Origin of the sequence: Microbacterium sufflavum, from assembly GCF_023101165.1 — a bacterium.
GTDB classification, from domain to species: Bacteria; Actinomycetota; Actinomycetes; order Actinomycetales; family Microbacteriaceae; genus Microbacterium; species Microbacterium sufflavum.
On sequence record NZ_CP078076.1, the window covers coordinates 2,574,777 to 2,589,313 of the forward strand.

Sequence of the window (14,537 nt, forward strand, 5' to 3'; positions counted from 1 at the left end):
TGGCCCTAGGACCCGAGCCGCGCGGCCTCCAGCACCTCGACGACGGACGAGGCCAGCGCGTCGGCTCCCGCGTGGTCGTCGGCGCTGATCGTCACCACAGCGTCATCGAGGAAGATCATCAGCTGCCCGTAGGCGCCGTGCAGCCGCCAGGCCCGTCCCGGTCCGCCCCACCCGGCGAGGGCGTAGCGGTCGTAGCCCGGGTTCACGCCGGCGACGACGCCATCGCGGTGCATCGCATCGATGTGCTCCGGCGACACGAGCCGACGCCCCTCCCACGCGCCGCGGTCGCGGATCAGCCGCCCGATGCGCGCCATCTCCTCGGTGCGCAGCGCGAGACCGCCGCCCGCCTCGATGCGGCCGTGGGGGCAGCGGGTCCACCGCGCGCCGTGGATGCCGAGCGGCTCGAGCAGGCGGTCGTCGAGGTAGTCGCCCACGTCGCCGACGCGCGCGGCGAGGGCCGTCATGGCGGTGTAGGTGCTGGCATTGGAGTACTGGAAGACCCGCCCGCGGGAGGGTCGCCGCAGGAACTCCGCGGCGAGGTCGGGCCAGTCGGTCAGAAGCGTGGGCGACCAGGGCAGGTCGATCCCGCTCGACATCGACAGGAGTTGGCGCAGCGTCACCCGGTCGACGCCCGGCCCGAGCTCGTGATCGGGGAGGAGGTGCGCCACGGGCTCGTCGAGCGAGACCGCGCCGTCGTCGGCGGCGAGAGCCACGGCGAGCACGCACACGCCCTTCGCGACCGACTGGATGTCCTCTCGCACGTCCGGCGTCCAGCGGTGCTCGGCGGTCCCGTCGCCCGCGCGCACGTGGAGGCCGTGTGCGCGGAAGCCGGTGTCCTCGATGATCGCGACCAGGCTGTCCTTCACGGAGAGGGCGTCAGCTCCGGGGGCCCCGCTCATCGGGGACGACGCGAGCCGGTCGGGTCGTTCCTGCGACCCTCGCGCGCGGCGAGCTCGGGATCGGAGAACAGCCAGCGCGGGCGCGGCTCCACGAGCGGGCGGAACAGCCGTCGCACGGGCTTGGTGGCCAGCAGCAGCGCGAGGACCACCGAGAGCGCGGTCACGAGCGGCAGCCAGAACCAGGTCGGCTCGAGGTCGCGCAGCACACCGCTCTCCCGGAAGGGATAGAGCACGAACGAGTGCAGCAGGTAGACGTACATCGTGTACTGGCCGAAGGTCGTCCACCAGTACGAGCCGCGCGGGATCAGCGCGAAGAACGCCGCGCACAGGACGACGGCGAGCAGCATGAGGGCGACCCGGATCGCGCCGGCCCACCACTGCGTGCCGACCAGGTCGGAGTAGGAGGCCTCGTAGAACAGCCATTCGCGCAGGTCGGCGGCCTGCCACAGCGGAAGCCAGTTCCAGGCGGCCCACCCGGTCGCCGCGAAGACGCCGATCGCCGCCGCGCGGATCCACCAGGGGCGGAAGTCCAGCAGGCGCAGCCGGTTGACGATGTCGTGCTCGCGCAGCCACCAGCCGAGCGTGAAGAAGGGGAGGAGGCCCAGCGTGCGGGACAGCGAGAAGGTGCTGTCGACGTTGGAGAGGTAGCCGGCGCCGATCGAGATCACGACGGTCCACAGCAGCGGCCAGCGCAGCAGCGCGAGGTAGGGGAGGACGAGGCGGAAGATCGCCAGCGCCAGGAGGAACCACAGTGTCCAGCTCGGTTTGGTGAAGTTCGGAGTGGCCTGACCTTCGACGAGCCACTTGGTGAGGGTCCACAGCGTCTCGAAGATCACGTAGGGCAGGACGATGTCGGTGATCACCCTGGCCATCTGCGTCCTGGTGGGCGAGCCCGACTTGGAGAAGTAGCCGGAGATGATCGCGAACGCCGGCATGTGGAACGCGTACAGCGCGAGGTAGAACGCGAACGCGATGTCGGAGTCGTAGATGAGCCGCTGGATCGCATGGCCGAGCACGACGAGGACGATGCACGCGTAGCGGGCGTTGTCCCAGAAGGGCACGCGCCGGCGCTTCCGCGGGACGGACCCGGTGGCGGGCCCCGTGATGTCGGCCCCGGTGGTGCTCATCCTCCGAGGCTACAGGCGCGGGAATAAAGTTGCCGTGCACGCGTTGACACGATTACATTCAAATGAATAGAACCGGGTGGCACGATCATCGGGTTCGGAGAACACGGAGCAATCATGAGCGAGCAGTCAGGCGCGCAGGCGATGCAGTTCGGCATCATGTCGGTCAGCGACATCACCCGCGACCCCACCACGGGCGTCACCCCCAGCGAGCAGGAGCGCATCAAGGCCACGCTGGCCATCGCCACCCACGCCGAGGAGGTGGGCCTCGACGTCTTCGCGATCGGCGAGCACCACAACCCGCCGTTCTGGTCCTCCAGCCCCACCACGTTCCTGGCGGCGCTGGCCGCGCAGACCGAGCGGCTGATCGTCTCGACGTCGACCACGCTCATCACCACGAACGACCCCGTGCGCATCGCCGAGGAGTACGCGATGCTGCAGCACGTGTCCGACGGCCGCATGGACCTGATGCTCGGGCGCGGCAACACCGGCCCGGTGTACCCGTGGTTCGGACAGGACATCCGTCAGGGCCTCCCGCTCGCGATCGAGAACTACGCCCTGCTGCACAAGCTGTGGCGCGAGGACGTCGTCGACTGGGAGGGCAAGTTCCGCACCCCGCTGCAGGGCTTCACGTCGACCCCGCGCCCGCTCGACGGCATCCCGCCGTTCGTCTGGCACGGATCGATCCGCACCCCGGAGATCGCGGAGCAGGCCGCCTACTACGGCGACGGGTTCTTCGCGAACAACATCTTCTGGCCGAAGGAGCACTATCAGCGCCTGATCGAGCTGTACCGCCAGCGCTTCGAGCACTACGGCCACGGCACGCGCGAGCAGGCCATCGTCGGACTCGGCGGGCAGGTGTTCATGGCCGCGAAGTCGCAGGACGCCGTGAACCAGTTCCGGCCGTACTTCGACAACGCCCCCGTGTACGGCCACGGCCCGAGCATGGAGGACTTCACCGAGATGACGCCGCTGACGGTCGGTTCGCCGCAGCAGGTCATCGACCGGTACGCGGGCATGCGTGAGCACTTCGGTGACTACCAGCGCCAGCTGTTCCTGATCGACCACGCCGGCCTTCCGCTGAAGACGGTGCTCGAGCAGCTCGACATCCTCGGCTCCGAGGTCGTGCCGGTGCTGCGCAAGGAGCTCGCGAAGGACCGTCCGGCCGGCGTGCCCGACGCCCCGACGCACGCGGCGCGCGTGAAGGCCGAGTTCGGCGACGGCCCCACGCGTCAGGCGCGACCCGGCGCCAACCGGGGCGACAACCTCACGGGCGACTCGCCCTACCAGGACACCCCGGCACCCGCGGGTGCCGCGTTCGGACTCGGCCGGAAGGAGGCCTGACATGACCACGCGTCGCATCGCCGTCGTCTCGGCCGGCCTGTCGAACCCCTCGTCCACGCGGATGCTGGCCGACCGGCTCGCCGCTGAGACCGTCAAGGCGCTCGCCGAGCGCGACATCCAGGCCACGGTCGACGTGATCGAGCTGCGTGACTACGCGCACGACATCACCAACAACCTGCTCACGGGCTTCGCGCCGCCCGCCCTGGAGACCGCGATCAACACGGTCGTCTCGGCGGACGCGCTGATCGCCGTGACCCCGATCTTCTCGACCAGCTACTCCGGCCTGTTCAAGTCGTTCATCGACGTGCTCGACCCGGACGCGCTGACCGGGAAGCCCGTGCTGATCGGCGCCAACGCGGGCACCCCGCAGCACTCGCTCGCGATCGACTACGCGATCCGCCCGTTGTTCGCCTACCTGCATGCGGAGGCCGTGTCGACCGGCGTGTTCGCGGCGTCCAGCGACTGGGGCGGCGCGGGCGACGACGTGGCCCCGCTCGCCAAGCGCGTCGAGAAGGGTGCCAGGGAGCTGGCCGAGGCGGTCGCCCGCCGCGAGGCGGCCACGGTCGTCGACCCGTACGACCCGGCGACCTATCTCGGTGAGGGCCGATCGTTCGGACACATGCTCGGCGGTCTCGCGGGCGAGTGACCCCGCACCGACGTCCGCGCCCCGTCCCCGTGGAGACACGGGGACGGGGCGCGCGTCACCGCCCAGCCGGCCCCCGCCGCCAGGTGTACTCGGTCTCGGGTCGACCGCGCGTCCCGTAGCGGGCACCGCGCACCGCCACGCCCTCGACGACCAGGTGCTCGAGGTAGCGGCGCACGGCCACGCGTGACAGTCCGAGGCGCTCGGCGGCCTCGCGCGCGGAGAGCGGTCCGCGGGCGCGCAGCTCCGCCGTCACGCGCTCCAGCGAGGTCGCCGACAGGCCCTTCGGCAGGACGATGGCTCCGGTCGACCGACTCAGCAGCGCGTCGATCTCCGCCTGCGTCGCCGGGCCCGTCGTCCCGTGCGCCTGGGCACGATACGCCCGGTACTGCTCCAGCCGCTCCCGGAACACCGCAAACGCGAACGGCTTCACGAGGTAGTGGAAGACGCCGAGTGCCGCCATCTGCCGCACCGTCTCCGCGTCGCGCACGCCGGTGATCGCGATCACGTCCAGCGCCGCACCGCTCGCGCGGAGCGCGCGCAGCACCTCCAGTCCGGATCCGTCCGGCATCGTCACGTCGAGCAGCATCAGATCGAACGCGCCAGCGCCGGGTCGCTCCCGCACGGCCGTGAGAGCCGCGCGCGCTCCCGTGCACTCACCGGCCACCGCGAAGCCGTCCAGCCGCGCGAGGTAGGTGCGATGCAGCTCGAGGGTCAGCGGGTCGTCGTCGACCAGCAGGACGCGGATCACGACCTGCTCCCGCGTGACGATGCCGACGGAAGGGTCACCCGGAACACCGTCGGCGGGCCCGCCACGGTCACGTCCCCGCCGGCCTCCCTCACGACGGAGCGGACGAGGGCCAGCCCGATGCCGCGCCCGTGCGGCCCCGCGGGCTTCGTCGTGTACCCCTGGGCGAAGATCCGCTCCCGCTGATCGACCGGGATCCCCGGGCCGCTGTCCGCCACCTCCAGCACGATGCCGCCATGATCGCCGCGCCGCAGCGACACCCGCACCCAGCGGTCTGCGGATTCCGCCGCGGCATCCATCGCGTTGTCGACCAGATTCCCGAGCACAGCCACCGCGTCGACGGGCGCCAGCGGGGTGCGCGGGGTGTCCGGGGCGATGTCCATCCGCCAGTCGATGCCGCGCTCGCGCGCCTGCGCGGCCTTGCCCAGCATCAGTGCGCCCACCGCGGGGTCGCCGTGCTGCCGCGCCGTGACCTGGTCCACGAGGGACTGGCTCTGCCGGGACGTCTGCGTGAGGATCTCGATCGCCTCGTCGCGGCGGTCGAGTTCGAGCAGCGCCACCGCCGCGTGCATGCGGTTGCCGTGCTCGTGCGTCTGCGCCCGCAGCGCTTCGCCGAGGGTGCGCACCGACTCATAGGAGGAGACCGCGTCGCGCAGCTCCCCGGGCGGCAGGTCGCCCGCGAACCGCCGCGTCACCCGACGGGCGAGCAGGGCACCGCCCACCCCGAGCAGCACCAGTCCCGCCGTGATGGCGAGCGACAGCGGCAACCGCCGCACCAGGGTCTCGGAGATGGTCTCGGTCGTCACCCCCGTGGCGACCCAGCCCACCAGGGTGCCGTCATCATCGACAACAGGGACGATCGTCCGCACGGACGGACCGAGCGTGCCGCGGAACTCCTCGGTGAGCACGCGCGGGGTGGACGGGACCGTCCCGAGGTACGGCGCACCGATCTGAGTCGGATCGGGATGGGTGAGGCGCAGACCCTCCGGCGTCATGATCGTGACGAAGTCCAACCCCGCCCTGTCGATGACCTCCAGCGCGTACGGTTCGAGCGACGCGCTGGCGCTCGCCGTATCGCCGCGGGTGAGCAGTGCGACCACGTCCGGTGCGGAGGCGAGGGCGGCGGCTGTGGCGGCGGTGAGCCGTTCGGCCTCGGAGCGGACGGCACGCTGCGCCTCCACCACGAGGAACAGCGCGACGAGCGCGCCGACGACCACGGCGGTCACCACGAGCGCCGCGAACACCCGCGACGCGGCGCTGCGGCCTGGGGAGGCGTGCGCCATCCCGTTCCTCCGATCGTCGACGGGTCCGGCAGGGACCAATACGACCACAAATGGCGTCGTCGTGCGAGCGCGGAGACCGTGGAAGGGGTCGGGGGCACAGAGGCCACCGGCTCGGACGACGACGTCGACACGAGGAGGACGCATGGCGCTCACGACGGGATTCTCCCTTCCCCGGTTCCACTGGCGGCGAGGCAAGCAGGCCTGGGACCGCCACACCTGGCTGTACGTCTCGGTGATCATCGCGGTGGTGCTCGGCGCGGTCGTCGGGCTGGTCTGGCCGGAGGTCGGACGCGGGTTCGAGCCGCTGGGCACGGGATTCGTCGCGCTGATCAAGATGATGATCGCGCCGATCATCTTCTGCACGATCGTGGTCGGTGTCGGTTCGATCGCGAAGGCGGCGACGGTCGGGAAGATCGGCGGTCTCGCGCTGCTCTACTTCATGGTCATGTCGACCTTCGCGCTCGCGATCGGCCTGATCGTGGGGAACATCATCCACCCCGGCTCCGGGCTCGACATGGCGAACGCCAGCTATCAGACGGAGACCACGGAGGCCACGACGACGCAGGAGTTCCTGCTCGGAATCATCCCCGCGACGTTCTTCTCCGCCTTCACGGGCGAGAGCGTGCTGCAGGTCCTCTTCATCGCCCTGCTCACCGGGTTCGCGCTGCAGGGGCTGGGTGAGCGCGGAGCCCCGATCATGGAGGCGGTCAAGCAGCTGCAGAAGCTCGTGTTCCGGATCCTCGGCATGATCCTGTGGCTGGCCCCCATCGGCGCCTTCGGGGCGATCGCGGCCGTCGTGGGCAAGACGGGGGTGGCCGCGATCTGGAGCCTCGGGATCCTGATGGTGGCGTTCTACATCACCTGCATCGTCTTCATCCTCGTGGTGCTGGGGACGCTCCTGTGGGCGGTCACCAGGGTCAACATCCTGTCGCTCATGAAGTACCTGGCCAGGGAGTACCTGCTGATCGTCGGCACGTCGTCGTCGGAGTCCGCGCTGCCGCGCCTGATCGCGAAGATGGAGCACGTCGGGGTCTCCAAGCCCGTCGTCGGCATCACCGTGCCCACCGGCTACTCGTTCAACCTCGACGGCACCGCGATCTACCTCACGATGGCGTCGCTGTTCATCGCGACCGGGATGGGCCAGCCCATGTCGATCGGGGAGCAGATCGGCCTGCTGGTGTTCATGATCATCGCGAGCAAGGGGGCGGCGGGCGTCACGGGAGCGGGCCTGGCGACGCTGGCCGGCGGGCTGCAGGCGTACCGGCCCGACCTCGTCGACGGCGTCGGCGTCATCGTCGGCATCGACCGGTTCATGTCCGAGGGGCGGGCGCTGACGAACTTCACCGGCAACGCGGTCGCCACGCTGCTGATCGGCACCTGGACCAGGCAGATCGACCGCGACCGCGTACGCCGGGTCCTGAGCGGCGAGCTGCCGTTCGACGAATCACGACTCGACGGGGTGGACGCCCACGCGGCGCCGCACCCGCAGGCCACCGACGTCCAGGGACTGCACGAGGCCGCCGTCACCGAGATGTCCGCGAAGGAGGAGCGCGCGCGCAACCGGGCCCTCGGCGGATGACACGGGCGGGACAGGGATGCGGGAGCCGGTGATCACCGGCTCCCGCATCACCGCGGTCAACCGCTCTTGCGTCGGAACTCGCGTCGCGTCTGCGGGGCGTTGGCGGCGTGGACGGCGGAGTCGCCGTCGAGGTGGGCCTCGCCCTGCCGGTGGTGCGCGTTCTTCTTCTCGAGCGCTTCCTTGAACTTGCGCTTCATGTCCTCCGAGGAGGAGGCGCCTTCTTCGGTGCTCATGCCCCCGAGCCTAGGGCACCGTCGTCGCGCGCGGGGAGTCGGCCGCGGCGTCGCGCGGCGACCCGGTCCACAGCGAGTCCGAGCGCCACGGCCACGACGATCGACACCGGCACCGCGACCAGCGGCCCCCCGGGGAGCACCGCGGCGATCAGGGCGCCGACCGCGGCCTGGTACACCGCCCACCCGGTCGCCGCGACGACCACCAGGGGGAAGTAGCGCAGGGGTCGCACATGCGAGGCTCCGGCGACGAGGTTCACCGCGAGCCGCGCGAAGGGCACGAAGCGCGCCGTGAACAGCACCGTGGCCGCGCCGCGGTCGAGGCGCCGTCTCGCGCCGTCCAGCGCCTGCCGCACGCGCGGCGCGCGCATCCACCGCCATCGCCGGGTCCCGACGAGCCGGCCGATCAGGTAGCAGCAGGCGTCACCGACGGCGGCGGCCGCGGCGGCGCACAGAACCACGGCCCAGAGCGGAGGACTGCCCGTCGCGACGGCCAGTGCGCCGAGTGCCGTCACCGCGATCTCGCCGGGGATCACGACGACGAACGCGTCACCCAGTACGAGCAGGCTCATGACCACGAGGCTCCACGGGCTCGCGAGGGCGTCGGCGAACAGATCGGTCGGCACGACGCCCAGCGTGCACGGCGCGGGTGAACGGCAACCGACGGGAAGCTGGCCGGTGACCCCCGGTCCAGCATCCGGTGAACATCTGGTGCACCGGGCCGTTTCCAGGCGGTGGCCGCCCGAGCCGCGGCCATCCTGTGGGTGTGAGAGTCGCGATCGTCACCGAGTCCTTCCTTCCGCACATGAACGGCGTGACCGGATCCGTAATGCAGATCCTCCGCCATCTCGAGCGCCGTGGACACGAGGCGCAGGTCATCGCGCCGGCGGCGGAGGGCATGCCGCGCGAGCTCCACGGCGCTCGGATCACGGCGGTGCCGAGCATGCCCCTTCCCGGCTACCGCGACGTGCGGGTGGGCGCGTCCGCCCCGGCGCGGATCATCGCGAGCTGGGCCGACTTCCGACCGGACGTGGTGCACCTGGCGTCGCCGTTCGCCCTCGGGTGGCGGGGCGTGCTCGCGGCGGAGCGGCAGGGAGTCGCCGCGGTGGCCGCATACCAGACCGATGTCGTGTCCTACGCCGAGCGCTACCGCGTGGCCGCGACAGCGGGGATCGCGCAGGCGCACGTCACCCGGCTCCACCGGCGGGCCACCCTGACGCTGGCTCCGTCTGCCGAGTCCGCCCGACAGCTCGCTCAGCTCGGCGTCGACCGCCTCCGCCGCTGGGGGAGAGGCGTGGACGCGGAGCGGTTCCATCCGACGCGCCGCGACCCCGCTCTGCGTGCACGGTGGGGTGAGCAGACCGTGATCGGCTATGTCGGGCGTCTGGCCCCGGAGAAGCAGGTGGAAGACCTGGCCGTGCTCGCCGGGATCCCCGGTACCCGTCTCGTCGTGGTCGGCGACGGCCCGAGCCGTGGGCGCCTGGAGCACCTTCTCCCTGACGCCCTGTTCCTGGGCCACCTCGACGGCGACGCGCTCGCCGCGGCCCTGGCGTCGTTCGACGTGTTCGTGCACCCGGGGGAGAGCGAGACCTTCGGGCAGACCCTGCAGGAAGCGCACGCGAGCGGCGTCCCCGTCGTCGCGACGGGGCGCGGGGGACCGCTCGACCTCGTACGCAGCGGAGTCGACGGCTGGCTCTACCCTCCCGGTGACCTGCGGGAGCTGCGCCGGCGCGTGGGCGAGCTCGCGGCCGATGCGCACACGCGGCGCGCGTTCGGCCGCGCCGGTCACGAGAGCGTCCAGGCGCGCAGCTGGGCGGCCGTCGGGGATCAGCTCCTCGGGCACTTCGCGGAGGCCGAGGAGCTGCACAGGACGGACGCGGCGGCGCGTGCCCGTCGGCTCGTGCGGCCCGAGCCCACGCCACCCGTGCCGCCGGCGCGCTGGCGCAGATACGTCGCGCTGGGCGACTCGCTGACGGAGGGACTGTGCGACCCGGGCGCGGATGGGGCGCTGCGGGGCTGGGCCGACCGACTGGCGCTGCTGCTCGCAGCGCGGGGCGGGTTGCATTACGCCAACCTCGCCATCCGGTCGAAGCGCGTGCAGGACGTCTGCGGGGAGCAGCTCGAGCGCGCGCTGGAGCTCCGACCCGACCTGGTCTCGATCCTCGTGGGCGCGAACGACCTGGTGAAGTACCGTGCCCCCGTGCCGACGCTCGCGGCACAGGTCGAGGGCGCGATCGTGCGACTGCGCGCCGGCGGCGCCGAGGTCGTGCTGGTGACGCCCTTCCTCCCCGGACGACGCGCGGCAGCCCTGTACGCGCGACGCTTCGCAGCTTTCGCGACCGCGCTCGCCGGGGTGGCCGCGCGGACCGGCGCCATCCTGATCGACACCGACCTGCACCCCGCGCTCGCGGAGCGACCGCACTGGGGGGAGGATCTCGTGCACCTCAGCAGTCGCGGGCACCGGTTCCTCGCCTATCGCGTCGGCGAGGTGCTCGGGGTTCCCCACGCCGAGGCCCTCGGCGCGCTCGACGCCGTGCTGCACGAGCACGAGTCGATCGGAGCCGGTGCGTGGTGGCGGCGGTACGCGCTGCCGTGGGTATGGCGTCGCCTGCACGGGAGGGCCGCGGGTGACGGCCGCCGCGCCAAGCACGACGACTACGTCTACCTCGGTCGCTCGTCCGTCGAGCGCGGCGCGCCGGTGGGCTGAGCGCGGGGGTGGCGCTCAGCGACGACCCATGCCGCGGTACGTCCAACCGGCCGCACGCCACGCCGCGGCGTCGAGGCAGTTGCGGCCGTCGACCACGACTCGTCCGCGCACGAGCGACCCCGCATGCGCGGGGGAGAGCGCACGCCGGTACTCGTCCCACTCCGTCACGACCACCACGGCGTCGGCCCCGCGGAGGGCCTCGTCCCGGTCGCTCGTGTATCCCAGCTGCGGGTGCAGGGCCCTGGCGTTGTCGATCGCCGCGGGGTCGGTGACCACGACGTCGGCGCCGAGGCCGCGCAGGCGCACGGCGACATCGAGCGCAGGGGAGTCGCGCACGTCGTCGCTGAAGGGTTTGAACGCGGCACCGAGCACCGCGATCCGGCGGCCGAACACCCGTCCGGCGAGGGCGTCGACCACGAGCTGCACCGCGCGGTCTCTGCGGCGGAGGTTGATCGCGTCCACCTCGTGCAGGAAGCCCACGGCCTCGCGCCGACCGAGCTCCTCCGCGCGCGCCGCGAACGCCCGGATGTCCTTGGGCAGGCAGCCGCCGCCGAATCCGATGCCGGAGCCGAGGTAGCGTGGCCCGATGCGCGTGTCGTGGCCGAGCGCCTCCGCGAGCAGGGCGATGTCGGCGTCCGCGGCCTCGGCGATCTCGGCCATGGCATTGATGAACGAGATCTTGGTGGCGAGGAAGGCGTTGGCCGCTCCCTTCACCAGCTCGGCGGTGGCGAGGTCGGTCGCGAGGAAGGGGATTCCCGCCTCGATCGCGGCACGGTACACGTCGCGCAGGACCGCGACGGCGCGCTCGCCGGCTGCCCCGCTGTCCGTCCCCACCACGATCCGATCGGGGGTCAGGGTGTCGTGCACGGCCCAGCCCTCCCGGAGGAACTCGGGGTTCCACGCCAGCGTCGCTCCGCGGTCGTGCACGAGTCCGGCGAGACGCGCGGCGGTGCCGACGGGAACCGTGGACTTGCCCGCCACCACGTCACCGGGGCGCAGGTGGGGGAGCAGCGCGTCGACGGCGGCGTCCACGAAGCGCAGGTCGGCGGCCGGGCCGTGCGGCTGCTGCGGCGTGCCGACGGCGAGGAAGTGCACGGTCGCGCCTGCCGCGTCCTCGATGCGGGTGCCGAAGCGGAGGCGCCCTGTCGCCCGACCCGACGCGAGGAGGTCGTCCAACTGCGGCTCGAAGAACGGGGCCTGCCCGCGGGAGAGCGCAGCCACGCGGCCCTCGTCGACGTCGACGCCGATCACCTCGTGTCCGAGCGATGCCATGGCCGCGGCGTGCACGGCCCCGAGATACCCGCATCCGATCACTGACATGCGCATGGCCCCAGCAGAGCCGACGCCCTGGACGCACGGTCGACGGGAGGGTGAACACACCATGACCGGCGGGTGTCGACACTTTCGACGGCGAGAGCACGCGGGATCCGAGGACGTCGCTGGTAGGGTGGATCCGGTTGACTGCGGTCGACTGTATAACTTCACATCGACTCATGGAGCGATCGGCGGAGAAGCTGGTCCCCTGTGGTGGGTTCCTCGGCGTGGTTGTCGGGTGGCTTTCTACTGGTGGCCAGCGCAGGCGAGACTCGGGGAATCCCCGCGCGCCCGAACCCCACCGCATCCGCTCCTTCATGAACACCTCGCGCGTCACACGGGCCCGCGAGGCTAAACAAAGAAGGAGAGACCTCTTGGAAGGTCCTGAAATCACCGCCACCGAGGCCGTTCTCGACAACGGCCGCTTCGGCACCCGCACCATCCGCTTCGAGACCGGCCGCCTCGCGCAGCAGGCTCAGGGCGCTGTCGCCGCCTACCTCGACGGCGAGACCATGCTCCTCTCGGCCACCAGCGCGGGCAAGCACCCGCGCGAGGGCTTCGACTTCTTCCCGCTGACGGTCGACGTCGAGGAGCGGTCCTACGCCGCCGGCAAGATCCCCGGCTCGTTCTTCCGTCGTGAGGGTCGTCCCTCCACGGAGGCGATCCTGGTCTGCCGTCTGATCGACCGTCCGCTGCGTCCGTCGTTCGTCGACGGCCTGCGCAACGAGGTCCAGATCGTCATCACGGTCCTCTCGATCGCGCCGGGCGAGTTCTACGACGCGCTGGCGATCAACGCCGCGTCCGCGTCGACCCAGATCTCGGGCCTGCCGTTCTCCGGCCCCGTCGCCGGTGTGCGCCTCGCGTTCATCCCCGGCCACGGCGAGCACGCCGACCAGTGGGTCGCGTTCCCGACGGCCGAGCAGGTGTCGGAGGCCGTGTTCGACCTGATCGTCGCCGGTCGCGTTGTCACCAAGGCCGACGGCTCCGAAGACGTCGCGATCATGATGGTCGAGGCCGAGGCGACCGAGGGCAGCTGGAACCTGATCAAGGCGGGCGCCACCAAGCCCGACGAGAGCGTCGTGGCCCAGGGCCTCGAGGCCTCGAAGCCGTTCATCGCCCAGCTCGTGAAGGCACAGGCCGAGCTCGCCGCCACGGCGTCGAAGGAGCCGGGCGTCTACCCGGTCTTCCCGGCCTACAGCGATGAGGTCTACGACTTCGTGTCCGAGCGCGCGTTCGCCGAGCTGAGCGACGTCTACCAGATCGCCGACAAGACCGAGCGCCAGAACGCCGACGACGCCATCAAGGAGCGCGTCAAGGCCGAGCTCATCGAGGCCACCGAGGCGGGCTCGCTCCCGGCCGCGGCCCCGCTGGAGTTCTCCGCCGCGTACAAGTCGGTCACGAAGAAGATCGTCCGCGGGCGCATCCTCACCGAGGGCACCCGCATCGACGGCCGCGGGCTGGCGGACATCCGCCCGCTCGACGCCGAGGTGCAGGTCATCCCGCGCGTGCACGGCTCTGCGATCTTCCAGCGCGGCGAGACCCAGATCATGGGTGTCACCACGCTGAACATGCTCAAGATGGAGCAGCAGATCGACTCGCTGTCGCCCACGACCAGCAAGCGCTACATGCACCACTACAACTTCCCGCCCTACTCGACCGGTGAGACCGGCCGCGTGGGTTCGCCGAAGCGTCGCGAGATCGGGCACGGCTTCCTCGCCGAGCGCGCCCTCGTGCCGGTGCTGCCGAGCCGCGAGGAGTTCCCGTACGCGATCCGTCAGGTGTCCGAGGCGCTGAGCTCCAACGGCTCGACCTCGATGGGCTCCGTGTGCGCCTCGACCCTCTCGCTGCTGAACGCGGGTGTGCCGCTGCGCGCTCCCGTCGCCGGCATCGCGATGGGCCTGGTCTCCGACGAGGTGAACGGAGAGACCCGTTACGCCGCGCTGACCGACATCCTGGGTGCGGAGGACGCGCTCGGCGACATGGACTTCAAGGTCGCCGGTACGAGCGAGTTCGTCACCGCCATCCAGCTCGACACGAAGCTCGACGGCATCCCGTCGTCGGTGCTCGCCGGCGCGCTGACCCAGGCCAAGGACGCCCGTCTGACGATCCTCAACGTCCTGAACGCCGCGATCGACGCTCCCGACGAGATGGCGCCCACCGCGCCGCGCGTCATCAGCGTGCAGATCCCGGTGGACAAGATCGGTGAGCTGATCGGCCCGAAGGGCAAGACGATCAACGCGATCCAGGACGAGACCGGTGCGCAGATCTCCATCGAGGAGGACGGCACCGTCTACATCGGCGCGACCGACGGCCCCTCGGCCGAGGCCGCCCGTGCCCAGGTGAACGCGATCGCCAACCCCACCAACCCGGAGGTCGGCGAGCAGTTCCTCGGCACCGTCGTGAAGATCGCCACGTTCGGCGCCTTCATCTCGCTGCTGCCCGGCAAGGACGGCCTGCTGCACGTCACCGAGGTGCGCAAGCTCGCCGGTGGCAAGCGCGTGGAGAACGTCGAAGACGTCCTCTCGGTCGGTCAGAAGATCCTCGTCAAGATCACGAAGATCGACGACCGCGGCAAGCTCTCGCTGGAGCCCGTGCTCGACGACGCCCCGGCCGCTGAGCAGGCGCCGTCGGACGAGGCCGTGGCGGAGTAACTCCGCCCGTTCGTC

General features: G+C 71.3%; 12 protein-coding genes. 5 read left to right on the forward strand and 7 right to left on the reverse strand.

Annotated elements, in window-relative coordinates:
• Positions 1-5 precede the first annotated feature (5 nt).
• Together KV394_RS12445 and KV394_RS12450 are read right to left on the reverse strand one after the other, a co-directional pair.
• Positions 6-899: a serine hydrolase domain-containing protein gene (locus tag KV394_RS12445; protein WP_247981577.1), complete on the reverse strand. Its 894-nt coding sequence runs from the start codon at positions 897-899 to the stop codon at positions 6-8.
• Complete coding sequence (locus tag KV394_RS12450) at positions 896-2,026, reverse strand: acyltransferase family protein (RefSeq protein WP_136045656.1); 1,131 nt, start codon at positions 2,024-2,026, stop codon at positions 896-898. The genes KV394_RS12445 and KV394_RS12450 overlap by 4 nt, the downstream gene beginning before the upstream one ends.
• A 114-nt stretch (positions 2,027-2,140) precedes the next feature.
• On the opposite strand from KV394_RS12450, the gene KV394_RS12455 reads away from it, so the two are divergent.
• Positions 2,141-3,367, forward strand: a complete 1,227-nt coding sequence (locus KV394_RS12455) for an LLM class flavin-dependent oxidoreductase (RefSeq protein ID WP_136035057.1) — start codon at positions 2,141-2,143, stop codon at positions 3,365-3,367.
• Between the two features lies 1 nt (position 3,368).
• The gene (locus KV394_RS12460; RefSeq protein WP_247981578.1) at positions 3,369-4,013 is read left to right on the forward strand and encodes an FMN reductase; all 645 of its coding nucleotides are present in this window, start codon (positions 3,369-3,371) and stop codon (positions 4,011-4,013) included.
• A gap of 55 nt (positions 4,014-4,068) precedes the next feature.
• Here KV394_RS12460 and KV394_RS12465 read toward each other — a convergent pair whose 3' ends face one another.
• Together KV394_RS12465 and KV394_RS12470 are read right to left on the reverse strand one after the other, a co-directional pair.
• On the reverse strand, positions 4,069-4,761 hold the full coding sequence (locus KV394_RS12465; RefSeq protein ID WP_136037251.1) for a response regulator: 693 nt from the start codon (positions 4,759-4,761) through the stop codon (positions 4,069-4,071).
• A complete protein-coding gene (locus KV394_RS12470) occupies positions 4,758-6,041 on the reverse strand; it encodes a sensor histidine kinase (protein ID WP_247981579.1) in 1,284 nt (427 codons plus the stop codon). Before KV394_RS12470 ends, KV394_RS12465 begins: the two co-directional genes overlap by 4 nt.
• Positions 6,042-6,183: 142 nt before the next feature.
• On the opposite strand from KV394_RS12470, the gene KV394_RS12475 reads away from it, so the two are divergent.
• Positions 6,184-7,620, forward strand: a complete 1,437-nt coding sequence (locus KV394_RS12475; protein WP_136045653.1) for a cation:dicarboxylate symporter family transporter — start codon at positions 6,184-6,186, stop codon at positions 7,618-7,620.
• Between the two features lie 56 nt (positions 7,621-7,676).
• On the opposite strand, the gene KV394_RS12480 is transcribed toward KV394_RS12475, so the two are convergent.
• Both KV394_RS12480 and KV394_RS12485 read right to left on the reverse strand, forming a co-directional pair.
• Complete coding sequence (locus tag KV394_RS12480; RefSeq protein WP_168387276.1) at positions 7,677-7,853, reverse strand: DUF5302 domain-containing protein; 177 nt, start codon at positions 7,851-7,853, stop codon at positions 7,677-7,679.
• Positions 7,850-8,476 (reverse strand): DedA family protein, encoded by a 627-nt coding sequence (locus KV394_RS12485; protein ID WP_240744684.1) that lies wholly within the window; start codon positions 8,474-8,476, stop codon positions 7,850-7,852. Before KV394_RS12485 ends, KV394_RS12480 begins: the two co-directional genes overlap by 4 nt.
• A 140-nt stretch (positions 8,477-8,616) precedes the next feature.
• Here KV394_RS12485 and KV394_RS12490 point away from each other — a divergent pair, with 140 nt between their 5' ends.
• Entirely contained in the window at positions 8,617-10,557 is a 1,941-nt protein-coding gene (locus KV394_RS12490; RefSeq protein ID WP_247981580.1) for a GDSL-type esterase/lipase family protein, read from the forward strand.
• A 15-nt stretch (positions 10,558-10,572) separates the two neighbouring features.
• Here KV394_RS12490 and KV394_RS12495 read toward each other — a convergent pair whose 3' ends face one another.
• The gene (locus tag KV394_RS12495; protein ID WP_247981581.1) at positions 10,573-11,883 is read right to left on the reverse strand and encodes a UDP-glucose dehydrogenase family protein; all 1,311 of its coding nucleotides are present in this window, start codon (positions 11,881-11,883) and stop codon (positions 10,573-10,575) included.
• 362 nt (positions 11,884-12,245) lie between these two features.
• On the opposite strand from KV394_RS12495, the gene KV394_RS12500 reads away from it, so the two are divergent.
• Positions 12,246-14,522: a polyribonucleotide nucleotidyltransferase gene (locus KV394_RS12500; RefSeq protein WP_136046154.1), complete on the forward strand. Its 2,277-nt coding sequence runs from the start codon at positions 12,246-12,248 to the stop codon at positions 14,520-14,522.
• Positions 14,523-14,537: the final 15 nt, after the last annotated feature.

Bases quoted from the DNA above. Each gene is read 5' to 3' on its own strand.
- KV394_RS12445 (WP_247981577.1), bottom strand. From the start codon at position 899: ATGAGCGGGGCCCCCGGAGCTGACGCCCTCTCCGTGAAGGACAGCCTG.
- KV394_RS12450 (WP_136045656.1), bottom strand. From the start codon at position 2,026: ATGAGCACCACCGGGGCCGACATCACGGGGCCCGCCACCGGGTCCGTC.
- KV394_RS12455 (WP_136035057.1), top strand. From the start codon at position 2,141: ATGAGCGAGCAGTCAGGCGCGCAGGCGATGCAGTTCGGCATCATGTCG.
- KV394_RS12460 (WP_247981578.1), top strand. From the start codon at position 3,369: ATGACCACGCGTCGCATCGCCGTCGTCTCGGCCGGCCTGTCGAACCCC.
- KV394_RS12470 (WP_247981579.1), bottom strand. From the start codon at position 6,041: ATGGCGCACGCCTCCCCAGGCCGCAGCGCCGCGTCGCGGGTGTTCGCG.
- KV394_RS12475 (WP_136045653.1), top strand. From the start codon at position 6,184: ATGGCGCTCACGACGGGATTCTCCCTTCCCCGGTTCCACTGGCGGCGA.
- KV394_RS12480 (WP_168387276.1), bottom strand. From the start codon at position 7,853: ATGAGCACCGAAGAAGGCGCCTCCTCCTCGGAGGACATGAAGCGCAAG.
- KV394_RS12495 (WP_247981581.1), bottom strand. From the start codon at position 11,883: ATGCGCATGTCAGTGATCGGATGCGGGTATCTCGGGGCCGTGCACGCC.